The 24,187-nt window shown below is 69.9% G+C and carries 15 protein-coding genes; 5 read left to right on the top strand and 10 right to left on the bottom strand.

Going from position 1 to position 24,187, the window contains the following annotated elements; genetic code table 11:
- Nucleotides 1-63 precede the first annotated feature (63 nt).
- From RAB71_RS05145 to RAB71_RS05135, 3 genes are all read left to right on the top strand, one after another.
- Nucleotides 64-705 (top strand): thiol:disulfide interchange protein DsbA/DsbL, encoded by a 642-nt coding sequence (locus RAB71_RS05145; protein ID WP_010344574.1) that lies wholly within the window; start codon nucleotides 64-66, stop codon nucleotides 703-705.
- A gap of 105 nt (nucleotides 706-810) precedes the next feature.
- Nucleotides 811-1,659, top strand: a complete 849-nt coding sequence (locus RAB71_RS05140; protein WP_104609508.1) for a thiol:disulfide interchange protein DsbA/DsbL — start codon at nucleotides 811-813, stop codon at nucleotides 1,657-1,659.
- 25 nt (nucleotides 1,660-1,684) lie between these two features.
- Nucleotides 1,685-2,452, top strand: coding sequence for an endonuclease/exonuclease/phosphatase family protein (locus tag RAB71_RS05135; protein ID WP_040902002.1), 768 nt, complete (start codon nucleotides 1,685-1,687; stop codon nucleotides 2,450-2,452).
- 160 nt (nucleotides 2,453-2,612) lie between these two features.
- On the opposite strand, the gene RAB71_RS05130 is transcribed toward RAB71_RS05135, so the two are convergent.
- On the bottom strand, nucleotides 2,613-5,501 hold the full coding sequence (locus RAB71_RS05130) for a TonB-dependent receptor (protein WP_010343159.1): 2,889 nt from the start codon (nucleotides 5,499-5,501) through the stop codon (nucleotides 2,613-2,615).
- Between the two features lie 722 nt (nucleotides 5,502-6,223).
- Between RAB71_RS05130 and RAB71_RS05125 the strand changes: the two genes are divergently transcribed.
- Nucleotides 6,224-8,191: a transglycosylase SLT domain-containing protein gene (locus RAB71_RS05125; RefSeq protein ID WP_010343158.1), complete on the top strand. Its 1,968-nt coding sequence runs from the start codon at nucleotides 6,224-6,226 to the stop codon at nucleotides 8,189-8,191.
- A gap of 131 nt (nucleotides 8,192-8,322) precedes the next feature.
- Nucleotides 8,323-9,567 carry a multifunctional CCA addition/repair protein gene (locus RAB71_RS05120; protein WP_010343157.1) on the top strand — a complete coding sequence of 415 codons (1,245 nt, stop codon included), beginning with the start codon at nucleotides 8,323-8,325 and terminating at the stop codon, nucleotides 9,565-9,567.
- Nucleotides 9,568-9,882: 315 nt separating this feature from the next.
- Here RAB71_RS05120 and RAB71_RS05115 read toward each other — a convergent pair whose 3' ends face one another.
- From RAB71_RS05115 to galA, 9 genes are all read right to left on the bottom strand, one after another.
- The gene (locus RAB71_RS05115; RefSeq protein WP_146095606.1) at nucleotides 9,883-11,838 is read right to left on the bottom strand and encodes a hypothetical protein; all 1,956 of its coding nucleotides are present in this window, start codon (nucleotides 11,836-11,838) and stop codon (nucleotides 9,883-9,885) included.
- A 520-nt stretch (nucleotides 11,839-12,358) separates the two neighbouring features.
- Nucleotides 12,359-13,504, bottom strand: coding sequence for an N-acetylglucosamine-6-phosphate deacetylase (gene nagA / locus RAB71_RS05110; protein WP_010343155.1), 1,146 nt, complete (start codon nucleotides 13,502-13,504; stop codon nucleotides 12,359-12,361).
- Nucleotides 13,504-14,532 (bottom strand): SIS domain-containing protein, encoded by a 1,029-nt coding sequence (locus RAB71_RS05105; protein ID WP_010343154.1) that lies wholly within the window; start codon nucleotides 14,530-14,532, stop codon nucleotides 13,504-13,506. Before RAB71_RS05105 ends, nagA begins: the two co-directional genes overlap by 1 nt.
- An 8-nt stretch (nucleotides 14,533-14,540) precedes the next feature.
- On the bottom strand, nucleotides 14,541-15,608 hold the full coding sequence (locus tag RAB71_RS05100; protein WP_010343153.1) for a LacI family DNA-binding transcriptional regulator: 1,068 nt from the start codon (nucleotides 15,606-15,608) through the stop codon (nucleotides 14,541-14,543).
- Nucleotides 15,609-15,646: 38 nt separating this feature from the next.
- Nucleotides 15,647-16,912 carry a sugar MFS transporter gene (locus RAB71_RS05095; protein ID WP_010343152.1) on the bottom strand — a complete coding sequence of 422 codons (1,266 nt, stop codon included), beginning with the start codon at nucleotides 16,910-16,912 and terminating at the stop codon, nucleotides 15,647-15,649.
- A 36-nt stretch (nucleotides 16,913-16,948) separates the two neighbouring features.
- Nucleotides 16,949-17,704, bottom strand: coding sequence for a GntR family transcriptional regulator (locus RAB71_RS05090; RefSeq protein WP_010343151.1), 756 nt, complete (start codon nucleotides 17,702-17,704; stop codon nucleotides 16,949-16,951).
- A gap of 71 nt (nucleotides 17,705-17,775) precedes the next feature.
- Entirely contained in the window at nucleotides 17,776-18,930 is a 1,155-nt protein-coding gene (locus RAB71_RS05085; RefSeq protein ID WP_010343150.1) for an acyltransferase family protein, read from the bottom strand.
- Nucleotides 18,927-21,284: an alpha-N-acetylglucosaminidase gene (locus RAB71_RS05080; protein ID WP_010343149.1), complete on the bottom strand. Its 2,358-nt coding sequence runs from the start codon at nucleotides 21,282-21,284 to the stop codon at nucleotides 18,927-18,929. The genes RAB71_RS05085 and RAB71_RS05080 overlap by 4 nt, the downstream gene beginning before the upstream one ends.
- A gap of 4 nt (nucleotides 21,285-21,288) precedes the next feature.
- Complete coding sequence (galA, locus tag RAB71_RS05075; RefSeq protein ID WP_041500011.1) at nucleotides 21,289-24,171, bottom strand: beta-galactosidase GalA; 2,883 nt, start codon at nucleotides 24,169-24,171, stop codon at nucleotides 21,289-21,291.
- Nucleotides 24,172-24,187 lie beyond the last annotated feature (16 nt).

The raw sequence follows: 24,187 nt of genomic DNA, 5'->3' as shown, positions 1-24,187 counted from the left end.
GGCCCGTTTCCCCTTCGCGCCGGTCCCGACGACCGGCGTTCGTTTTTTGCCATTGGAGATCGCATGAATCATCTGCCCCGCCTGCTGTTGTGCCTGCTCGCCCTGCTGCCGTTGAGCGCCTGCGCGCAACCCAAGTCCGCCACCGCGGTGGAAGGCGAGGACTACACCCTGATCGCCGACCCCAAGCCGTTCGCGCCGCTGGCCGGCAAGATCGAGGTGGTGGAAGTGTTCGGCTACACCTGCCCGCATTGCGCGCACTTCGAGCCGCTGCTGGAGGAATGGGCCGGCAAGCAGGCCAAGGACGTGCGCCTGACCCTGGTGCCGGCGGCGTTCGGCGGCTACTGGGACAGCTTCGCCAGCGCTTTCTACGCCGCGCAGCAACTGGGCGTGCAGAGCCGCAGCCACCGCGCCATGTTCGAGGCCATCCACGACAAGCGCAGCGTGCCGGTGCAGAACGTCGCGCCGGAGGAACTGGCCACGTTCTATGCCGGCTTCGGAGTCAAGCCACAGGCCTTCATCGCCGCCTACCAGAGCCCGCAGGTCGCCGCGCAGGTGAAGGCGGCGCGCGATTTCGCCGTGCGCGCCGACATCGCCGGCACCCCGGCACTGATCGTCAACGGCAAGTACCTGGTCAAGGGCAAGAACTTCGAGGACATGCTGCGTATCGCCGACGCGCTGATCGCCCGCGAGCGCGCCGGCAAGTAATCGGCGCACGGCGCTTCATCCGCGCCATGGCATCATGACGGGGTGGCCGGACCGCGCTTGCGGCGCGTCCGGCGTTTTTCCCCCATCCTGCTGGAGATGTCGCCGATGAAGACCCGCTTCGCCCTGACCCTGATGGCCCTGCTGCCGATCCTGGTGGCATGCAAGGCCCAGGACGGCACTGCCGACACCGTCGCCCCTGCCTCCGGCACCGCCGCGGCCCCGGCTGCGCCCGCCGCCGGCACTGACGCCGCCGCGCCCGCCGAGACCCCGGCCGCGCCTGCGGCCACCACCGCCGATGCCGCCGCGCAGCCCGCCGCCACCGACGGCGACACCGCCGCCGCGGCCAAGCCGGTCGCCGCCAAGACCCCGAACGGTCCGGAGCCGGTCGCCGGCACCGACTACGTCGACATCGCCGGCGGCCAGCCGTTCCAGCCGACCAACGGCAAGATCGAGGTGGCCGAGATCTTCGGCTATGTCTGCCCGGCCTGCGCGCGCTTCCAGCCGCTGATCGGCCCGTGGAAGGCCGGCCTGCCGTCGGACGTGCGCTTCGTCTATGTGCCGGCGATGTTCGGCGGCACCTGGGACGACTACGCCCGCGCGTTCTACGCCGCCGAGGCGCTGGGCGTGCAGGAGAAGACCCACGAGGCGCTGTACAAGGCCATCCACGTCGACGAGACCCTGAAGGGCGAGCGCGGCCGCGACTCGGTGCAGGACATCGCCAACTTCTACGCCAAGTACGGCGTGGACCCGAAGCAGTTCGCCGACACCATGGGCAGCTTCGCGGTGGCCACCAAGACCAACCGTGCCAAGCAGTTCGCCACCCGCAGCGGCATCACCGGCACGCCGTCGCTGATCATCAACGGCAAGTACCTGGTCAAGGGCAAGAGCTACGACGACATGCTGCGCGTGGCCGATCACCTGATCGCGCGCGAGCGCGCGGCGATGGCCAAGTAAGCCGTCCGCCCCGGGCCGCACCGCCGTGACCGCTCCCGCCACCCGCACCCTGCGCGTGCTGACCGCCAACATCCAGGCCGGTTCCAGCACGCGCCGTTACAGCGACTACGTGACCCGCAGTTGGTCGCATGCGCTGCCGGCCGGGCGCAAGCGCAGCAGCCTGGACGCGATCGCGCAACTGGCCAGCGACCACGACATCGTCGGCCTGCAGGAGGCGGACCCCGGCAGCCTGCGCTCGGGCTTCACCAACCAGACCCACTACCTGGCCGAGCGCGCCGGCTTCAACTACTGGAGCCACCAGCCGAACCGGCGCGTGGGCGGCGTGGCGTCCAGCGCCAACGGCCTGCTCAGCCGGCTGGAGCCGGTGGAAGTGCAGGACCACGCCCTGCCCGGCCGGCTCGGCGGGCGCGGCGTGCTGCTGGCCAAGTTCGGCAACGGCGCCGACGGCCTGGCGGTGGCAGTGGCGCACTTGTCGCTGGGCGCCAATTCGCGCGCTGCGCAGTTGGCCTTCATCGCCGAGTTGCTGTCCGATCATCCCAACGCGGTGCTGATGGGCGACTTCAACTGCGTCGCCGACCGCCCGGAAATGCAGTTGCTCTACAAACGCACCCGGCTGCAACCGCCGGGCTGCGTGGTGCCGACCTTCCCGAGCTGGCGCCCGCAGCGCGCCATCGACCACATCCTGGTCAGCGACGGCCTACGCTGCAACGAACAGCGTGCGGTGCCTGCGGCGTTCTCCGACCACCTGGCGGTGGCCACCGAGATCGACGTGCCGCAGCACTTGTTGCGCTGAGGCAGCACGGTCGATTCTTATTAGCGCGTCGTCGCGGCTGAAGCCGCGAGGGGCATTCCCGGGAACGTCCGTCGCGGCTGAAGCCGCTCCTGCAGCTCGCATCGATACGCCCTGCGGGAGCGTACACACGCTCCCGCAGGGTGTCAGGCGTAGGCAGCGACTAGAACTTCAGATCCGCACGCACATACAGGTAACGCCCACCGGGAATCCCGTAGGTGGAGGCGTCGTAGCCGTTGAGCGAGCACGACAGGCAGATCGGCGGATCCTTGTCGAAGACGTTGTTGACGCCGCCGCTGAGGGTCAGGCCCTTGAGCCAGTCGAAGCGGTAGCCCACCTGCAGGTCGTGGTAGGTGATCGCGTCCAGCGTGTTGGTGCCGGCGACCGGATTGCTGCACACCGGGAACGCGACCGCGTCGCCGCATTGCTCGGTCAGCTCGGAGATGTGCCGCAGCGTCCACGACGCGTTCCAGCGCCCGCGCGACCAGTCCAGGCTCAGGTTGCTGGTCCACTCGGGAATCGAGCTGTCCACCACTTCCACGCCCGGGCGCTGCGGCTGCACCTGGCCGGCCGCGCCGGTGGCGACGTAGCGGGTGACGAAGGTGTTCTGCCAGCCGATCTTGAAGCGGCCGGCGGCGGTCTCCGGCGAGTTCCAGAACAGGTCCACGTCCCAGCCGTCGGTCTTGATCGAGCCGAGGTTGGTGAGCCGGTTGTTGAAGCCGTTGATGCCGCCGGTGGAGGCGCGGGTGATGCCGTCGCAGTAGGTCGGCGACAGCGTGTCCACGCACAGGTCGAGCTGGGTCTGCGCGTTGATCGCCTGGATCGCGCCGTCGATGTCGTGGCGGTAGAAGGTCACCTCCACGTCGAAGCGGTCCGACCACGGCACGTTGCTGGCGAACCAGGGACTCCACACGAAGCCGGCGCTGAAGCTGCGCGCCTTCTCCGGCTCCAGCGCGCGGTTGCCGCCGGTGGTCACCGAGATCTGCGAGTTGGCCTGCTGGTAGCCGGTCGGCACGCCGAGCGCGGCGCAGTTGCTGGCGCTGCCGCGCGGCGCGGTACCGCCCAGGCCGATCGAGCACGGGTCGGACAGGGTCAGGTCGGCGCGCGCGGCCGAGCCGTACAGTTCGCCGATGCTGGGCGCGCGGAAGCCTTCGGCGTAGCTGGCGCGCAGCACGAAGTCCGGCGCCACCTGCCAGCGCAGGCCGTACTTCGGGGTGAACTTGCCGCCGAAGGTGGAGTAGTCGGAATAGCGCCCGGCCAGGCTCAGATCCAGTTTGTCGCCCAGCGGCGAGTCGGCGAAGATCGGCACGCTCAGTTCGAGGTAGGCCTCCTTGACGTCGTAGCTGCCCTGCGTCGGCAGCGACGGCACACCGTTGTAGTGGCCGATCACGGTCAGCGGATCGGGGCGGTAGAAGCCCTCGTACTTGCGGTACTCCACGCCGGTGGCGAAGGACACCGCGCCGGCCGGCAGCCGGAACAGGTCGCTGCTGAGGTTGGCGGTGAACTGGGTCAGCTCGTTCTGGCTGCGGTCGTGCACCACCGGCTGGATCCAGCGCAGCATGTCCGGGGTGATGCTGCCGGCGCCGCCGAAGATGTTCAGCGGCACGCAGCCGGCCACCGCCGCGCACGCCGCCGGATCGCCCAGCGCCAGGTTGATGTTGTAGATGTTGTAGCTGCCGTAGTTGGTCTGCTCGGCCTTGTTCTTGCTGTAGGCGCCGTTGACGTCCCAGAACCAGGTGCGGTCGGCGCCCTCGAAGCTGCCGATGAAGCCGGTGCCGACGTACTGGGTGTCCACGCGCTGCTCGAACACGCGCGGCCCGCCTTCCACCGGGCGCCGCCCGATCATGATCAGGTTGCTGCCAGAATCCAGCGCGAAGCCAAACGGGTTGTACGGGTTGGCGGCGGAGATGACGATGTTGTCGGCCAGCGGATTGCCGGTGCCCGCATCGGGACCGAGGAAGATCGGCTCCGGCGCGGCCTGGTTGGTCGATTCGCGGCGGTTGCCGAGCAGCTTCAGGTACCACTGCACGTCGTCGTTGAAGAAAAAGCGGAACTGGCCGAACACGCCCTTGCGCTCGGACGGCGTCAGCAGCAGGTTGGACGCGGCGAAGTTGTAGCGGTCGGCGGTGGTGAAGCAGTGGTAATCGTCGCTGCGGGTGCAGCCGCCGGTGCCGTCGTAGCGCGGCGTGCCCACACCGCTGTTGGGCGTCAGGTTCTGCTCGGCGCCGGTATTGGGGTCGACGAAGATGAAGCGCCCGTTCGGCGTGGCCGAGCTGCCGAAGGTCAGGCCGGTGCCGGGAATCGGATACAGCGACTGCGCGCGGTCGCGCGCGTAGATCGGGTCCTGCTTGGTGTAGCTGGCGCCGAGGAACAGGCTGGTGCGCTCGGTGCTGTGGCCCCAGGCAAGGTCCACGCCCTTGCTGGCGCCATCGCCCTTGTCGTACTCGCCGTAGTTCAGGGTGACCTGGCCGCCTTCGAAATTGCGCCGGGTGATGATGTTGACCACACCGGCGATGGCATCGGAGCCGTACAGCGAGGACGCGCCGTCCTCCAGCACCTCGACGCGCTCAACGATGGCCAGCGGAATGGTGTTGAGGTCGGTGGCCGCACCCACGCCCGAGGCCGAGGACTCGTTGACCCAGCGCATGCCGTCGACCAGCACCAGCACGCGCTTGGCGCCGAGATGGCGCAGATCGACCTGCGCCGAACCGGCGCCGACGCCGCTGCCGTCCGGGGGGAAGCCGAAATTGCCGGAGGAATTGAACTTGGCGTTCAAGGCCGAGCCGGAGGCGGTGAGTTCCTGCAGCACATCGCCGATGGAGGTCAGGCCGGTGCGTTCGATGTCGGCGCGGCTCAGGGTCTGCACCGGCACCTGGCCCTCCACTTCGGCGCGGCGGATGCGGGTGCCGGTGACCTGCACGCTGTCGAGCGTGGTGGCGGTGCCGGGAGCGGCCGGGGGCGTCTGTTGCTGGGCGCCGGCGATGGCGGGGACACCGCCGAGCAGGACCAGGGATACCGCGAAGACCAAAGGATGGCGGTGCAGGAAATTCATCCGTCTCTCTCTCCAGAAAGGATGTGGGTCGGCCGCTGCGACCCCCTGCACCGCGACGGCGTGGAATTCTTTGTAAACAAATCGTAAACGGCCTGCAAGCGTCCGGCCGGCAAAGCGCGGGCCATCGCGACGACTGGTCGATCTGGTAGACACGAGGGCCGCGAGACGCAGCCAACTGGTGAGGTGCCGAAGCCCCTCTCCCTCGGGAGAGCGGTTGGGGTGAGGGTAAGGAGCGCGAAGCGCCCGCGCGATCTGGCGATGAGAGGCTTCGCCCGCACCCTCATCCGCCCCTGCGGGGCACCTTCTCCCAATGGGAGAAGGGAAAAGCCAAGCCCCTCTCCCACCGGGAGAGGGGTTGGGGTGAGGGTACGGCGCGAAGCGCCCGCGCGATCTGGCGATCAGAAGCTTCGCCCGTACCCTCATCCCGCCCCGCGTGGCACCTTCCCCCGCAAAAGGGGGCCATGGTCCCGATGGGAGAAGGGAAAAGCCAAGCCCCTCTCCCACCGGGAGAGGGGTTGGGGTGAGGGTACGGCGCGAAGCGACTCGCAGACTTCAGGCGTACGAAGCTGCACCCGCACCTCACCCGCCGTGCCGGAGCACAAAACGCAGGCCGGCGCGCGATACCGATCTGCAACGCTACAGGGCATCGCACTGACACGACGTGCCGCGGCTCCACCCGTCGTTGAAACGGCGATTCATCGGCGTTCGGTATAGTCCCGCGCATGATCCTGCGCACGTCTCTCCTGCTGTTCGCCGCCGCGTTGTGCGGCCCCGTTTCCGCCCTCGCCCAGTCCCTGGATGCGCAACGCCCGGCGATCCGCTCGGCGATCGACGATGCCGAACAGGGCCGCTTCGATCCGGTCCGCGCGGCCGCCTTCAAGCAGCATCCGCTGTACGGCTGGCTGGAGTACGCCAACCTGCGCCGCACCATCGACAAGGTGTCCGATGCGCAGGCGCAGGACTTCCTCAAGCGCTACGCGGGGCAGCCGGTGGCCGAGAGTTTCCGCGCGCTGTGGCTGCCGGCGCTGGCGCGGCGCGAGGACTGGCCGGCGCTGCTGGCGAACTGGAAACCCACCGAGAACCTCGGCCTGCGCTGCGCCCAGCTCAATGCGCGCCAGGCCACCGGCCGTGCCGACGCGCAATGGACGGACGAAGCGCAGGCGCTGTGGCGCAACGCCGGCAAGTCGCTGCCCGACGCCTGCGATCCGGTGTTCGCGGTGTTGCAGGCGCGCGGCGGCATGACCGATGCGCTGCGCTGGGCGCGCGTGGAAGCGGCGGCGGACGCGCAGCAGCCGGCGGTGATGCGCGCCGCCGCACGCGGCCTGCCCGCGGCCGACCTGGCCCTGGCCAACGACTACGCGGCGTTCCTGGACGCGGTGCACACGCGTGCGCTGAACTGGCCCAAGACCGAGCGCAGCCGCAAGGTGGCCGTGGACGGACTGCAGAAGCTGGCCAAGACCGACCCGGACGCGGCCGAGCGGCAACTGCCGCAATTCGCCCAGGCACTGCAGTTCAGCGAGGCGCAGCGTGGCGCGGTGCTGTACCAGATCGCGCTGTGGACGGTGGCCTCGTACGGGCCGGATTCGGCGCGCCGACTCAACGCCGTGCCCGAGTCCGCCTACGACGAACGCCTGCACGAGTGGCGCGCGCGCGAGGCGATGGCGCGCGGCGACTGGCCGGCGGCACTGGCGGCGATCCGCAAGATGCCGCCGGCGCAGCGCAGCGATTCGCGCTGGCAGTACTTCGAGGCGCGGCTGGCGGAGAAGACCGGCAATGCCGGCGAGGCGCAGCGGCTGTATCGCGCGGCGGCCAGCTCTGCGACCTTCCACGGCTTCCTGGCCGCCGACCGGCTCAAGCAGCCGTATGCGCTGTGCCCCTGGGAACCGAACGACAGCGCACAGGCGCAGGCAGCGGTGGCGCGCGATCCGGCACTGATCCGCGCACTGGAGCTGTTCAAGATCGACCGCGCCGGCTGGGCGGTGGCCGAGTGGAACGATGCGCTGAGCCGCTTCGACGACACCCAGCGGCGCCTGGCGGTGGAAGTAGCCAGCGCCAACGGCTGGTTCGACCGCGCGGTGTTCGGGCTCGGCAAGCGCCCGGAGGAACAGCGCCTGTACACGCTGCGCTTCCCGCTGCACCACGCCGACACCATCCGCCGCGAAGCCGGCAAGAATGCGATCGACCCGGCCTGGGTCGCCGCCGAGATCCGCGCCGAAAGCGTGTTCAACCCCAACGCGCGCTCCCCGGCCAATGCCATGGGCCTGATGCAGGTGGTGCCGGCCACCGGCGCCAGCGTCGCCCGCAGCCTCGGCCTGGCCGGCTACGGCGGCGCCGCCAGCCTGTACGACCCGGACACCAACATCGCCATCGGCACCGCCTACCTGCGCCAGTTGCTCAACACCTACGGCCTGCCCTACCTGACCATCGCCGCCTACAACGCCGGTCCAGGCCCGGCCGCACGCTGGCAGAGCCAGCGCCCGGGCCACGATGCCGACTTCTGGATCGAGACGGTCAGCTACAAGGAAACCCGCGAGTACGTGGCGCGCATCCTGGCCTTCAGCGTGATCTACGACTGGCGCCTCAACGGCGACGCCCTGCCGGTCACCGAACGCATGCTCGGCAAGCTGGACGCGCCGCGGAAGAAGTTTGTGTGTACGGCCGCCGATGCGGCGGCCGGGAATCGGGAATAGAGAATGGGGAATCGCAACGGCGCACCGCGCGCAACCGCGCCGAACATTGGGTCGACACGCCAGCGCGACATCAGGCGAAGGGAATCTGCTTTTACCATTCCCCATTCCCTATTCCCCATTCCCAGCCCCCAATGAACATCTACCTCGTCGGCGGCGCCGTGCGCGACGCCTTGCTCGGTCAACCGCCCGGCGACCGCGACTGGGTGGTGGTCGGCGCCAGCGCGCAGCAGATGCTGGAGCTGGGCTACAAGCAGGTGGGCCGCGATTTCCCGGTGTTCCTGCATCCGCGCAATGGCGAGGAATACGCGCTGGCGCGCACCGAGCGCAAGGCCGGGCGCGGTTACCACGGCTTCGTGGTGCAGGCCGATCCGTCGGTGACGCTGGAAGAGGATCTGCAGCGGCGCGACTTCACCATCAACGCCATCGCCCGCGACGAGGCCGATGGGCGTCTGGTCGATCCGTATGGCGGCGCGCGCGATCTCGAGCAGCGGGTGCTGCGCCATGTCGGCCCGGCCTTCGCCGAGGATCCGCTGCGGGTGCTGCGCGCGGCGCGGTTCATGGCGCGGCTGGCGCCCCTGGGATTCGTCGTCGCGCCCGAGACCATGGACCTGATGCGGGCGATGGCCGCCGGCGGCGAACTGGAAACGCTGGTACCCGAACGCGTCTGGCAGGAACTGCGGCGCAGCCTGGCCTCGGCGCAGCCCTCGGCATTCCTGCGCACGCTGCGCGAGGCCGATGCGCTGCGCTGGGTGCTGCCGGAGCTGGATGCGCTGTACGGGGTGCCGCAACGCGCCGAGTACCACCCCGAGGTCGACACCGGGCGCCACCAGGAGCTGGTCAGCGACATGGCCGCGCGGCTGGCGCCGGGCGACGCGCTGATCGGCTTCGCCGCGCTGACCCACGACCTGGGCAAGGCGCTGACGCCGCCGGAGGAATGGCCGCGCCACCTGATGCACGAACAACGCGGCCTGGCGCCGCTGCGCGCATTGTGCGAACGCCTCAAGGTGCCGCAGGAGCATCGGCAGCTGGCCGAGATCGCCTGCCGCGAGCATCTGAACGTGCATCGCCTGGCCGAGTTGCGCGACCGCACCGTGCACGAACTGCTGCAACGCTGCGACGGCTTCCGCAAGCCCGAACGCATCGCGCAGCTGGCCACGGTGTGCGAGGCCGACAAGCGCGGCCGCCTCGGCAGCGAGGATGCCGATTATCCGCAGGGCCCTGCGCTGCAGCGCCTGCATGCGGCGGCGCTGGCGGTGAACGCGCGCGACCTGGCCGCGCAGGGCCTGAGCGGCCCGCAGATCGGCGAGGCACTGGCCAAGGCGCGGATCGCGGCGATCGCTGCGGCGCGGCGGGAGCTGCAGGCCGACACGCCCTGATCGCTGCCACGCCGTGCTTGCTCAGGCACGCCGTAGGAGCGGTTCTTATCTCCTTCTTGGGAATCAGCCGCGACAGGTTTCTGGGGGATGGCCATCGCCACGGAAGCGAACATCCAGTACGAGTTGATGGCCCCACATGTAGGAGCGGCTTCAGCCGCGACCGGCGTGATCGGGAAGGTCTGTCGCGGCTGAAGCCGCTCCTACGGGGCCATGACGTGCCCGCTTGATCGTGGCAAGGGTAGGCATCATCCGTCACGACGCACCTCGACGAACGGCGCGGCGGCGGTGATCGCCACGCTGCTCGCCAGGCACGCGCTACGGCACCTGGATCGCCTCCCCGCTGGCCACGGCCACCGTGGCGATCTGCGATGCGGCATCGCGGCGGTCCACGTCGGCGATCGTCCCCAACAGCGTGCTGTTGTCCTGCATCTCCAAGGCGTCCCGATAGCGCGCGTTGGCCACATCGGTCAGTTGCAGGCCGAGTTCGCTGACGCGCAACTCCGCCGTGTCCACCACGCCGTCGAGCAGTTGCGCGCCCTGCAGCGCGATGCGTGCGGCGCGCGCGTTGGCGACATCGCCGAGATCGACCACGCCGGCGAATCCGTCCAGCGTCCCTGCCGCGTCGATCACCTCATCCATCAACTCGCCCTGCACGATCGACACGCGCTGGGCCAACGCCGATAGCGCGCCCCCCGCATTGCCGCTGCGCCGCACGCGCAGTTCCGCGCTGGCGTCGCGCGCATCGATCAGGTCCAGCAGTTCATCGACCAGCTCGCCCTCGACGATGTCCAGCGCCCGGACCCGGGCGTTGCCGGCATCGGCCATGTCCAGGCGCAACTGCGCGCGGGCGAGCGGGCCCTGCAGGTCGACCGCCTCGTCGATCAGTTCGCCATGGACGATGGCAAGGGCGTCGCCGGTGACGTTGCCGCTGTCGGCGAACGCCACGTCCAGCGCGCCACCATCGAAGGATGCAGCATCGATCGCCTCGTCGATCAGCTCGCCCTCCTCGATCCGCGCGGCCACGGCGTGCAGGTTGCCGGCATCCTCGAAGCGCACCGCCAATACCGCATCCTGTGTCGCCCCTACATCGATCGCTTCGTCGATCAGTTCGCCGTCCACGATCCGCGCTTCGGCAGCGACCGCATTGCCGCTGCGCAGCAGCGTCACCGCGACAGCGGACGCGAGCAGGTCGGCAGCGTCCAACGGCTCGTCGATCAGCCCGCCATCGCCGATGCGCAGCGCGCCCTCGATGCTGGCGTTGCCGGTATCCGTCAGGCGCAGGTCGATCGCCGCGTCCTGCACGTGCCCGGCGTCGACCAGTTCGTCGACCAGCACCGCATCCTGGATGTCCAGTGCGCGCGCATCGACATTGGCCACGTTGGCGAGTCCGATCGCGATCTGGCCGCCGTACCACGGCCCGGCGTGCACCACGTCATCCAGCAACTGGCCGGCAAACAGGCGGACCTCGTCCGCCGCCACAGTGGCCACCTCGTCCGCCTGCACGACGACGCGGCTGCCACGCAGCGGATGCGCGATCAGCGTGCCCTGCAAGCGGCCGCCGCCGATCGTCAGCAGGCCGCGATCTCCCAGCACCCGGTCGCTGCGCTCCGCCACGATTTCGAGACAGGCGCCGTCGGCGGACGCGACCGCTGCATCGCGGGGCGCGATCAACCGTTCGCTGAGGCTGCCGCCACCCAGGTGCAGATGGCTCTGCGCGGTCTGCAGGCTGACGTTGGCCGAGTCGCGCAGGCGCAGATCGATGCGTGCACCGTCCGCGATGGGGCCATCGACCAGTGTCCCGATCAGCGCGGCCTGCACCGGCCCCACCGGCGCATGCAAGCTGCCGTCGGCGGCGAGCGTGTCCTCGCCCAGGGTCAGCCGGCCGGCCAACGCCACGTTGGCGCTGTCCTGCACCAGGATCGCCAGCGTGGCGTCCACGCCGACGCGGTGGACCAGCGTCGGCAGCAACGACGGCTGCGCCTGCCACTGCGCATCCTGCACCGCCTGGTTGGCCTGTCCGCAGATCGCGATGGCCAGGGTCTCCCCTGCGGGCACATCGAGCGGCGTGGCGAACGCATGGGGCTGCCAGGGGCCAGCATTGCGGGCGATGAAGCGCCCGACCGCGGTCGGGCCGGCGCAAGCCACCGGCGCCGCCGGCCGCCGGCAAGCCGCCGGTGCCGTCGCCGCCCAGATTGGCCACGCCGTCGCCCACAGCAACAGGGCCACCGCGGCATGGGTACTCCCCACATTGCGCAGTGTCCGCGTATGCAACTGCCGCCGCTCGCTGGCTCGGCGCAACACATCGGAGCCGCCACTCCACTGCATGCGGCAAGCCACGACGACACGCGACATTCCAGCGAACCACTCTTCACCGCTGCCGCAAGAACGCGGCACCGTCCGTACGATGCGCATGACGATCTCCCCCTGTGGCGATCGCCCGCGATCCTAATGCATGCGGGTGAAAACACCGCGTGCGAGACAAAAGACTTTTCATCTTTTGCTCAACGGCATGCCCAGCGGGAATGGCGCCGCGGCTCGCCACGGCCTTGCCAACGTTCCCGCGCAGGCCACCACGCCTTCAAACGATTCGCATGGAGGTACCGGCTCACCGCGTACTGTGCATTCTACGTGCGTGCGCACCGCGATCCTCGGCGACGAAGACGTCGAAGACATCGCGCCTGTGGTGGGCCAAGGCGCTGGCCAGCTCGTGTTCGGGAACGCGCCGGACGCCCTTGGGGACGCGACACAAGCGCCGCGTCGCCGCCATCGCAGCGCGGCGCAGTACCGCCGCCTACTCCATCACGCCCGCGATCCAGGTATGCTGGACCTGCAACGCGTCGTCCAGCAGCACCAGGTCGGCTTGGTAACCGGGTGCGATGTGGCCGTAGCGGTGGTCCAGGCCCACGCACTGCGCGGGGTACAGCGAGGCCATGCGCGCGGCCTCTTCCAGCGGCACGTCCAGCCACTGCACGCTGTTGCGCACCGCGCTGGCCATGTCCAGCGCCGAGCCGGCCAGGGCGCCGGCGGCATTGCGCACCACGCCGTCGATGGCGGTGATGGTTTCGCCGTACAGGTCGAACGCGGGGCTGTCGGCGCCGACCATCGGCATCGCGTCGGTGACCAGGAACACGGTGCCGCGCGGCTTAGCCGCCAGCGCCACGCGCAGGCTGGCCGGATGCACGTGCACGCCGTCGACGATCACGCCACACCAGGCGTTGCGGTCTTCGAGTGCGGCGCCGACCACGCCGGGATCGCGCCCCTGCAACGGGGTCATGGCGTTGTACAGATGGGTGAAGCCGCAGATGCCGGCGTCCAGCCCGGCGCGGGTCTCTTCGTAGCTGGCGGCGGTGTGGCCGGCGAACACGCGCGCACCGGCCGCGGCCAGGGTGCGGATGCTGGCCGCCGGCACGCGCTCCGGTGCCAGGGTGATCAGGGTGACGCCGTTGTCCAGCGAGGTGACCATGGCCAGTTCGTCGGCGTCGGGCACGCGGAACTTGTCGGCGTTGTGGGTGCCCTTGCGCGCCGGCGCCAGGTAGGGTCCTTCCAGGTGGATGCCGAGCACGCCCGGCACGCCTTCGGCGATGGCCTGGCGCGTGGCGGCGATCGCCGCGCGCATCACCTCCACGTCGTCGCTGATCAGCGTCGGCAGGTAGCCGGTGGTGCCGTAGCGGCGATGGCCCTGGCCGATGCGGCGCAGCGCCTCGACGTCGGTGCGGTTGTTGAACAGCACCCCGCCGCCGCCGTTGACCTGCAGGTCGATGAAGCCCGGCAGCAGGCTGCCGCCGCCCAGGTCGTGCTGCACCGGCGCTGCCGCCACGCGCGGATCGGCGTCGTCGAGCAGAGCGAGGATGCGCCCGCCCTCCAGCAGCACGCTGACGCCGTCGAGGAATCCATCCTCGCCGAGCACGCGCGCATTGCGCAGCGCCACGGTGGTCATCAGACGGTCTCCGTCACTTTGTTCAGATGCGGCGGCAGGTCCGGGTTGTAGCCGCGGCGCAGCGCCAGGGCGTTGATCGCACGGTAGAAGCTCTGGATCGCCAGCAGCGGCGCACATGCCGGGTGCGGCGCGGCGACCAGCGGCAGGTCGCCGCCGGCGCTGGCCAGCCATACCTGTGCGCCGCGGCCGCGGAATTCCTCGGCCAGGCGCCGGGTGCCCTCGCCGGCCTCGTCCGGCTGGTCGAACGCCAGCACCGGGAAGCCCGGGCCGACCAGGGCCATCGGCCCGTGCTTCACTTCGGCCGAGCTGTAGGCCTCGGCATGCAGGCCGCAGGTCTCCTTGAACTTCAGCGCCGCTTCCTGCGCCGCCGCCAGGCCCAGGCCGCGGTCGAGCACGAACAGGTTGTGCGCCTCGACCAGGCCGTCGGTCAGCGAGCGCCAGTCGGCCTGCCAGGCCGCACGCAGCGCCTGCGGCAATTCCTGCAGGGCGCCCAGCAGCGCCGGGTCGTTCTTCCAGTGCGCACCGAGCTGCAGGATCGCCGCCAGCGAGGCCAGGTAACTCTTGGTCGCGGCCACGCTCTTCTCCGGGCCGGCGCCGAGCGGGATCACCGTGTCGGCCAGCTGCGCCAGCGGCGAATCCTCGACGTTGACCAGGGCCACCACGCGCGCGCCGGCGTCCTTGGCCGCCTGCGCGTTGCGCAGCAGGTCCGGGCTCTTGCCCGACTGCGAGATCACCAGGTACAGCGCGCCGCGCAACTGCAGCGGCGCTTCGTACACCGACCCCACCGACGGCGAGGCCGAGGCGGTGACCACGCCGAGCTGGGTCTCGAACAGGTACTTGGCGTAGGTGGCGGCGTGGTCGGAACTGCCGCGCGCGCAGGTCACCACGAACGGCGGCGGCGTGGCGCGCAACGACGCGGCGAGCGCGCTCACGGTGGCGTGGTTGCGTTCGAACTGCGCGGCGATGACCGCGGCGGCTTCCGCGGCTTCGCGGAACATCAGGGTGTCGGTTTCGGAGGGCAGCGCCATGGGCAGGGTCATGTGGGGTCAGGGGAGGAGGAACGGCGGGAATGCGGCTGCATGGGCGCGGTCGAGCCACGCACCACCAGTTGCGGCACGAAGCCCTGGTTGTGCACCGGCGCCGGATGGTCTTCGTAGGCATCGCTGCGCAGCTGGCTGATCAGCAGCCGCGCGGCGTGGCGGGCGATGTCTTCGGTGGCCTGCTTGGCGGTGGTCAGCGGCGGCCACGACTGGCGCGAGAACGGGCTGTCCTCGAAGCCGGCGATGGACAGGTCGTAGGGCACGTTCATGCCCGCCGACTTGGCCGCGGCCAGCACGCCGGCGGCGATCTCGTCGTTGGAGCCGAAGATCGCAGTCGGCGGCTCGCGCAGCGCCAGCAGGCGCCGCGCGCCGCGGAAGCCATCGTCGAAGGTGTAGTCGCCGGGGATCACCAGATGCTTGTCCAGGGTGATGCCGTAGTCCTTCAGCGCCGCCTCGTAGCCGGCGTAGCGCTCGCCGCTGGAGCGATGCGAGGTGCCGCCCCACAGGAAGCCGATGCGCTGGTGGCCGAGCTGGATCAGGTGCTCGGTGATCTCGTAGGCGGCGTCGCGATCGTCGACGTAGACGCAGGGGCCGTCCTGCGGATCCTCGGTGGCGGCGATGATGCGCACGGTCTTGATCCCGCGCGCGGCCAGCGCCGCGACCAGGTCGGCGCGCTCGGACATCGGCGCGGTCAGCACCAGCCCGGCCAGGCGCGAGCGCTGGGTCCACTCGGCCAGTTCCTCGGCGAGCATCGGCGCGGTGGAATCGCAGGGATGGATCTGCAGGCCGAAGCCGGTCTCGCGGCAGGCGGCGAGCACGCCGTTCTGCACGCCGATGATGTGGTACGGGTTGGGGTTGTCGTACACCAGCCCGATCACGAACGGCGTGCCGCTGCGCAGGTTGCGCGCCGACGGATCCGGCTCGTAGTCCAGCTCGGCGATGGCATGCAGCACGCGCGAGCGCGTGGCCTGCATCACCGACGGTTCGTTGTTGATGACCCGCGAGACGGTCTTCAGCGACACCCGCGCCCGTTCGGCGACGTCTTTGATGGTGGGTCTGCGCATTGGAATGAGTTTGCCGGGTTGGAGAAAAGCGCGTCAGCTCACCGCGCGCCCTGGCCGACGCGGTGACCGCGCAGCGCGAAGAACAAGATGTACAGGTAGCAGGCGATCATCAAGCCGGCGAAGACCACCTGGAAATCGAACGACTCCTTCAGATGGGCGAACAGCTGCGGCACCGCGGCGCCGCCCACGATGCCCATGATCAACAGCGCCGCGCCCTTCTCGGTGAACTTTCCCAGCCCCTTGATGGCCAGCGGGAAGATGGCCGGCCACATGATGGCGTTGGCGAATCCGAGCGCCGCCACGAACGCCACCGAGACATAACCGCCGGTCAACATCGCGCACAGCGAAAAGACGATGCCGAGGCATGCCGAGATGGACAGGTACTTCTCCTGCGATATGTACTTCGGAATCAGCACCAGGCCGACCAGGTAGCCCGCCAGCATGCAGGCCAGGGTGCCGATGGTGAAATACTTCGCGTAGTCGAGCGAGAGGCCGAGGCTGTTGCCGTAGATGCCGATCGCATCGCCCGCCATCACCTCGGCGCCGACGTACACGAAGATGCACAAGGCGCCCAGCCACACGTGCGGGAACGCGAAGATGCTGTCGCGGCTGCGTTCGTCGGCGGCCGACGCGTTGGCCTTCTCGGCGCTGATCTCGGGCAGAGGCGAAAACAGGATGGCCACGGAAAGCACGGCAAGCACGCCGGCGATCGCCATGTAGGGGCCGTGGATGCGGCCGGCGAACTCCTGCAACAGCAGTTCCTTCTGCGCCGGCAGCACCTGTTCGATCTGGGTCGAAAAATCCTCCATGCCGTGCAGGACCACCTTCGCCAGTCCATACGTGGCCAGCGCGCCCGCCACCTTGTTGCAGATGCCCATGAGCGCGATACGGCGCGCGGCGCCGTCGATCGGCCCGAGGATGCTGATGTACGGATTGACCGCGGTCTGCAGCAGGGCCAGGCCGCCGCCGATGATGAAGATGCCGCTCACCGCGCCCACGTAGGAACGGGCATTGGTGAACTGGCCGAAGATGGCCGCGCCGATCGCCAGGATCAGCAGGCTCAGCGCCAGACCCTTCTTCATCCCGGTCAGCTTCAGGATGAACGACGAAGGCAATGCCAGGCAGAAGTAGGAAATGTAGAACGCGCTCGGGATGAGGAACGCGAACGTGTCGCTGACATTGAAGGCGACCTTGGCGAACAGGATCAACGGCCCGTTGATCCAGGTAAAGAAGCCCATGATGAAGAACAACAGGCCGACGATGGCGATGGAAGCGTAGGGACTGGCGGGCCGTGCGGTGGTCATGGGCGGCGTGCTCCGGGAGGGCGCGGGGATCGGCGATCAGCGTCGCAGTTCGGCGACGAAGTCGTAGTAGTCGTTGTGGCAATAAGTGTCGGTCAGTTCGATCGCGCTGCCGTCGCGGGTGTAGCCGACCCGCACCACGTGCAGGATCGCCTCGCCTTCCTTCATGCCGAGATGGCCGGCCAGCCGCGCCGGCAGGTTGATCGCGCGGAAGTACTGCAGCGCCCGCACCACCGGGGTGCCGCGCTCGTCCAGGTAGCTGTAGAGCGAATCGGCGATGGCGTGCGGATCGGGCACCACGTGCTGCGGCAGCACCGCCTTCTCGTAGGCCATCACCCGGCCGTCGGCGCTGCGCAGGCGGGTCAGCGCCGCGACCACGGTGTCCGGCGACAGGCCCAGGCGCAGGATCTCCTCGCCGTGCGCCGGACGCGTGCGCCGCTCCAGCCAGCGCGTGCCCGGCTCCAGTCCCTTCATGCGCAGGGTTTCGCTGAAACTGGCCAGGCCGCTGAGCTGGTGCTGGATGTGCGAGGTGACGAAGGTACCGGCGCCCTGGCGACGCGACACCAGACCCTGCTCGACCAGCGCATCCACGGCCTGGCGCAGGGTCACCCGCGACACCTGCAGGTATTCGCACAGTTGCCGTTCGGCCGGCAGCGCCTCGCCCGGCTTCCACTGCCCGCCCTTGATCGCCTCCACCAGCTTGCTGGCCAGCTGCAGGTACAGCGGCGTCGGCGCGTCCGGGTCCACAGCCAGCGCGTGCAGGCGTGGATCGGCCTGCGGCTTGGGCTTGGTCATGGCGCGCTCTCCAGTCCGCATGAATTCGTTATGTCCAATATAGTACCAATTCGCGGTCCGTGCACGCCGGGTCACAGCCGCAGGTACAGCCTCCTGCGATCCATCCACCAGCCCACCAGCCAGCACAGCAACGTATAGGCCAACGCGCAGGCCAGGCTGCCCCACGGGCCGGGCAGCAGCCGCTGGAACACCTCCACGCCCAGCCACTGGTACAGGTCCATGCCGCTGCCACCGGCCGGGACCAGCCGCAGGCAGACCACGAACAGTTCGGAGAACAGGTAGATCGCCAGCGGGTTGCGCCCGAGCACGGTGAAGAAGCCGCTGCCGGCCTGCCAGCCGCGCACTTCGATCGCCCACAGCAGCGCGCCCAGCAGCCACAGGTCCAGGCCCACGGTCAGCAGCACGAACGAGCCGGTCCACAGTTTCTTGGCCAGCGGGAACCACGGCTGCCAGGCCAGCGCCAGCAGGACCAGCGCGCCGCCGGCCAGCCACAACCAGCGCACCGTGCGCGCCTGCTTGCCGACCCGGCGCACGTACAGGCCGGTCAGGTAGCCGGCGATGACGTTGACCGTGGCCGGCAAGGTGCCGAGCAGGCCCTCCGGATCGAACCCGCCGTCCTTGCGATACAGCTGCGCCGGATCCAGCAGCCACAGGTCCAGGCGCGTGCCGGCATTGCCGAGCTTGCTCAGCTCCGCGCCCGGCTGGCCCCACAGGTACAGCGCGCCCCAGTAGCCGAGCAGCAGCGCGACGCACATGCCCAGCAGGCCGCGCGGCGACAGCCAGCGGCACAGCAGTGCCGCCAGCGCGTAGCACAGCGCGATGCGCTGCAGCACGCCCGGCACCCGGGTCTGGTCGATCGCGGTGAGGCTCCAGTGGCCGTCCGCGCCCTGGTGCACAAACGGGAACCAGTACATCAGGAAGCCGAGCAGGAAGATCAGCGCGCTGCGCTTGCCGACCCGACGCAGGAACGCGCCGAGCGGCTGGCCGCGGTCCAGCGCGAAGCTCATCGCGTTGCCGACCGCGAACAGGAACGACGGGAACACCAGATCGGCGGCGGTGAAGCCGAACCACGGCGTATGCCGCAGTTGCACGAACGCATCGGCGCCGGCACCCGGCGTGTTGACCAGGATCATCAGGAAGATGGTCAGGCCGCGGAACACGTCCAGCGACAGGAAGCGTTCGCGCGGCGGCGCCGCGGCGGGAAGGCGGACGGACGCGGCGCTCATGGCGCATCCACCTGGTGCAGCAGCGTGCGCACCGCCGCGACCGGATCGGCCGGCGCGTGCCGCACGTAGGCGGTGTCGCGCGCCACCCAGTCCCGTTCCCAGGCGCGCAGCCGTTGCTGCAGTTGCGCCTCGTCCACGCTGCCGCCGGCGACCGCCGCCTCGCTCAGCATCTGCAGCGCCAGCGTCCAGCGCGGCAGGTAATAGTCCGCATACATGCCCTGCCAGGCCTTGGACGCGTAATCGCCCAGATTGCCCTCGCCGCCCCACACGCTGACCTGCGCCTTGGCGTCGCGCCGGTAGTAGGCCGCGTCCTGCGGGGTCGTCGCATAGCCAGCGGCGGCATCGAGCCAGCTCGACAGGGTGTCCTGCTGGCCGCCGACCAGGCTGTCGAGTTGCGTCACCGCCTCGCGCACGCGCGCAGTCGCCGCGTCGCCGGCCGCGACATCGCCGCGCCGGTAGGCGGCCACCGCCTGCTGCAACTGCACGTCCACGCGGCCGGTGGCGTAGTGGCGGGCGAAATCGACCAGGTCGTAGCGGTACAACGGCGCGTCGGCGTACTCCGGCGCCAGCGCCAGCAGTTGCTGCAGCGCGCGGCGCAATCGCGGCGGATCGCCGGGCGCACCTTCGAACTCGCCGATGTCCAGCGTCGGCCGCTTGAACAACAGGTAGGCGCCGGCGCGGCTGCGCCACCAGCGCGGCGTCCAGTAACGGGTCGACAGCACCGACGCCTGCAGGTCGTCCCAGGCCGCGCGCAAGGCCGGCGAGGTGTGCCCGTAGCGGGCGCGGGTGTAGTCGTCGAGCCAATCCTGCAACGGGCGCTGCTGCGCGCCCCAGGCCAATGCGTACATGTATTCGTAGACCACCGAGGTGGTGTGCAGCCCTTCCGGGAAGGCGCCGAAGCCGACCAGTTGCTGCTTGTCCTTGTCGGCGAGCAGCGCACGCAGGTCCTCGCGGTAGAACGCCAGGTCGCCGTACACCGGATTGCTGCCGCCGTAGTTGTGCACGTAGCCGTAGATCCACTGCTTGCCGTCGAACGCGTCGGACAGCTTCCAGGTGCCGGGGTAGCGATCGTTGCCGATATCCAGCACCAGCAACTTGTCGTTGGGCACCTCGCGCAGGAACGCGGCGATCGCCTGCGGCGTCCAGAAATGGCGGTCGGCACCGAACAGCCAGCCCTGCATCACCCACACCGCATCCGGGTTGGCGCGGTGGATCGAGGCGTACAGCGCGCGGCCGTACGCGGCCAGGCGTTTGTCGCGCTGCACCGGCGGCACCTCGGGCGGCTTGGTCTTGGCGGTGTTGGCGGTGCTGTCGCCGTAGCTGGCCAGGCGCGCGTCGCTGCCGTCGGCGGCGATCGGCGGCAACATCTCGTTGAACGCATCGGCCAGGTAGTAGGTGCCCTTGCCATAGGTGCGGTCGTAGAGCTGGATGAAGCGCTGCGCGATCTGCGCGAACAGCGGATCGGCCGGATCCAGCCAGTAGGTCTCGTGGAAGCCCTCCCAGGCGCGCATGCGGTAGATGCGCGCCTGCGGATGCGCCTGCGCGAAGGCCTTCGGCACGTAGCCGGCGAAGGCCGGCAGCACCGGTTTCATGCCCAGCGCGCGCATGCGCTGCAGGATGCGCAGCTGCAGTGCGTGCTTGTCCTCGATCCACTGCTGCGGCAGCGGCGCGTCGTAGCCTTCGATGTTGCCCATGCGCTGCCATGGCGCGAACGCCGGGCCGGAGAAGTACTGCGCCAGGTCCGCATCGGCGACGCCGAACTCACGCCACAGCGCCTGCCACACGTACTCCTGGCCTTCCATCGCCAGCGGCATGTCGATGCCGTGCAGCGCCATCCAGTCGATCTCGCGCTCCCAGCGCGGCCAGTCCCACCACGGCGTGGTGTAGCCGTAGGTGCAGACGTTGAGGTAGGCGCGGTGCGCGAACGGCGTAGCCACACGCGGCCCCTGGACGTCCGCGTAGGCCGCCGGCAGCGCCACGCGGCTGCCCTCCCAGCTCACCGACGCCGCACCGATCGACTGCAGATAGCTGTACGCGCCATGCGCCAGCGCCACCTCCGAGGACCCGGACACGCGCAGCGTGCCGGCCTCGGCGGCGATTTGATACCAGTCGTTGCCTCCGCCGCGCGGCTGCCGTTGCAGGCGCAACTCGGCGGCGCGCGGGCCGAGCGTGCGCAGCAGCACCTCGCGTGCGGTGCCGCCCTGCGTGTCCTGCGCGGGCGACGCGGACGCACCCGGCGCCAGTAGCGCACAGGCCAGCAGCACCAGCAGGGCATGCGCGCGCAGCGATATCGCCCGGACACGGCGCAGTCCGGCCTGGCCGCGCGGGAAGATCTGGCGGAAAGCATGGTTCATTGGCTCAATACTCCACTGTCGCGACATCGTCGAAGCCGAATGGCGCTCCGGCCTTCACCTGCATCACCACCGCCAGCACCCGTTCGCCAGACGCCGGCGACAGCCGCAGGGACACCGGCTGCCCCGCCGCCACACTGGCGACCCGCTGCCGGTCCAGATACACCTGCACCGCGCCGGTCGCGCGGCCGAGCCGCAAGCGGCCGCCGCGCTGCTGGATTCCGGCCCAGGGCGTGAACGCGGTCCGGTACAGCACGTAGCCGTCGCGCTCGGCGCGCATCTCCAGATTGCCCGGTTGGCAGAAACTCCAACTGTTGTTGTCGTTGGCCGCACGCGGCAGCGCCGGATCCGGCGGCGCGGCGAACGGCAGGGTGCGCCGCCAGCCGCCCACCACCATCGCCGTGGCGGCCGGCGGCAACGACAGCGGCGGCGTCGCCGCGTCCAGCGTGATATCTGCCTGCGCCGCACGCAGGCCAGGCGCGCTTGCCACGATGCGTAGCCGGCGGCGATCGCTGCCGGCCTCGACGATGGCCTGCGCCAGGCCGTTGAACAGCTGCACCTGCGGCACGTTGTCGGGCGCATGCCGGTTCGGGTCGCCGTTGCCGACGCCGAGCAGGCGCCCGCCTTCGACCTGCAGCGCGATCTGCGCATCGGCGAACGGCACATGGCGGCCCTGCGCATCCACTGCCTCCAGGGTGATCGGTTGCGCGTCGCGGCCGTCGCCGCGCATGCGCGTGCGGTCCGGGCTCAGCCGCAGCGCGACCGGCGCGCCGACCGTCTGCACCCGCTGCCGCGCGACCTCGCGCCCGTCGCGGTAGGCCACCGCTTCCAGCACGCCGGGCGCATACACGACCTGCCAGGTGTTCATCGCGATCCGGTCCACCGCCTGCCGCCCTTGCGAGCGGCCGTTGAGCCACAGTTCCACCTGCTGCGCGTTGCAGAACGCCATCACCTTGATCGATGCGCCCTCGCGGCCCGGCCAGTTCCAGTGCGGCAACAGCTGCAGCACCGGCGCCTCGTCGATCCATTGCGCCTGGCGCAGCCAGTAGGCGCCCTTGGGGAAGCCGCACAGGTCCATGATGCCGAAGAACGAGGACACCGATGGCCATTCGAATGGCGTCGGCTCGCCGCGATAGTCGAAGCCGGTCCAGACGAAGCCGCCGGCCAGGTAGGGCCGCTCGTCGATCAGCTTCCAGGACGCGCGATGGGTGTTGCCCCAGGGCGCGGCCATCGAGTCGTCCTCGGCGATGACGTGCGCGTCCATGTCGGTGAACCAGGCGCCGCGGGTCTGGAAGGCGCTGGTGTCCTCGCTGGACAGCAGCGGCGTGCGCGGCAGCGCCGCATGCACCCGGTCGTAGTTGAACTGGCGGTAGTTGAAGCCGACCACGTCCACCGCATGGGACGCGTTGCGTTCGGTCAGCATGCCGTCGTTCATCGCCGCGGTCACCGGGCGGCTGTCGTCGAGCGTGCGCACCAGCGCCACCGCGCGGCGCACCATTTCGTAGCCGGCGACGGTGCCCTGCATCGGCTCCTCGTTGAACACCGACCACAGGAACACGCACGCGCGGTTGCGGTCGCGGCGCACCAGCCAGCGCAGTTGCGCGGCGTAGTCGGGCGCCGGATTGAACACGCGGTTCTCGGCCATCACCAGCATGCCCAGGCGATCGCACACGTCGAGCAGTTCGCTCGCCACCGCGTGGTGCAGGCGGATCGCGTTGCAGCCCAGCGCCTTGAGCCGGCGGATGCGGAACTCCAGCAGGCTGTCCGGCACCGCCACGCCGACCCCGGCATGGTCCTGGTGCAGGCAGGCGCCCTTGATCTTGAGTGGACGCTCGTTGAGGAAGAAGCCCTGCTGCGCATCGAAGCGCAACGTGCGGAAGCCGATCGCGCACTCGCGGCGGTCGCGCTCGCGGCCCGCGCTGCGCAGCACCGCCGCGAGCCGGTACAGATGCGGCGCGGCCACGTCCCAACGCTGCGGCTGCTGTACCTGCAACACGACCTGGGCCTGCACCTGCGCCAGCGCGCCGGCCTGCAGCGCGGTACTGCCCTGCGCCACCACCGTGCCCTGCGCGTCGTACAGCGTCGCCTCCAGCAGCGCCGCATCGGCCTGTTCGCCGACGTTGGCGACGGTGACCGTCACCGGCAGCGTCCAGCGATCGTCTTCACCGGCGCGCGGCACCGCATGCACGCCGTCGCCAACGATATGCAGCGCATCGCGTACGGCCAGCCAGGTATGCCGGTAGAGCCCGGCGCCTTCGTACCACCATCCGTCCATCGCCTCGGCGTCCACGCGCACCGCGATGGTGTTGAGATCCTGCCCATAGCGCGCGATCGCGCTGATGTCGATCGCGATGCCGTCGTAGCCGCTCCAGCCGCGCGCCATCAGCAGGCCGTTGACCCACACCGTGGCGCGGCTGGCAATGCCGTCCAGACGCAGTTCCAGCGCCTTGCCACGCTGCGCCTCATCCAGCCGCAGGCTGCGCCGGTACCAGGCGATGCCGCGGCGGCGATAGCCCTGCGCCACGTTGGCGCTGGCCTCGATCGGTTGCTCGATGGCGAAATCGTGCGGCAGCCGCAGTTGCCGCCACTGGCTGTCGTCGAAATCGCCGGCGGCCGCGCCCCAGGCCTTGCCGGCCTTGGCGTTGTCGTAGCTGGCGTCCTGCCCGGTGATCGGCGGAAACGGGATGTCGCCCTCGTGGAAACGCCAGCCCTCGTCCAGGCAGAACAGGCCGGGATCGGCCGCCAGAGTCACCGTGGGTACGGCCGCCACGGCAGCCGTGCCACTGCTTGCGAGCCCGGCAGACGCTGCCGTGCCGGCCCGGCTCCCGCGCGGCAGCGCCAGCAGCAGGCCGGCGCCGGCGCTGCCGGCCAGGAAGGTTCTTCGTTGCATGCGCTTGTCCTCATCG

The sequence above is a fragment of the Xanthomonas sacchari genome, from assembly GCF_040529065.1.
In the GTDB taxonomy this organism is placed as follows: domain Bacteria; phylum Pseudomonadota; class Gammaproteobacteria; order Xanthomonadales; family Xanthomonadaceae; genus Xanthomonas_A; species Xanthomonas_A sacchari.
This window is presented reverse-complemented; position numbering and strand designations above follow the sequence as displayed.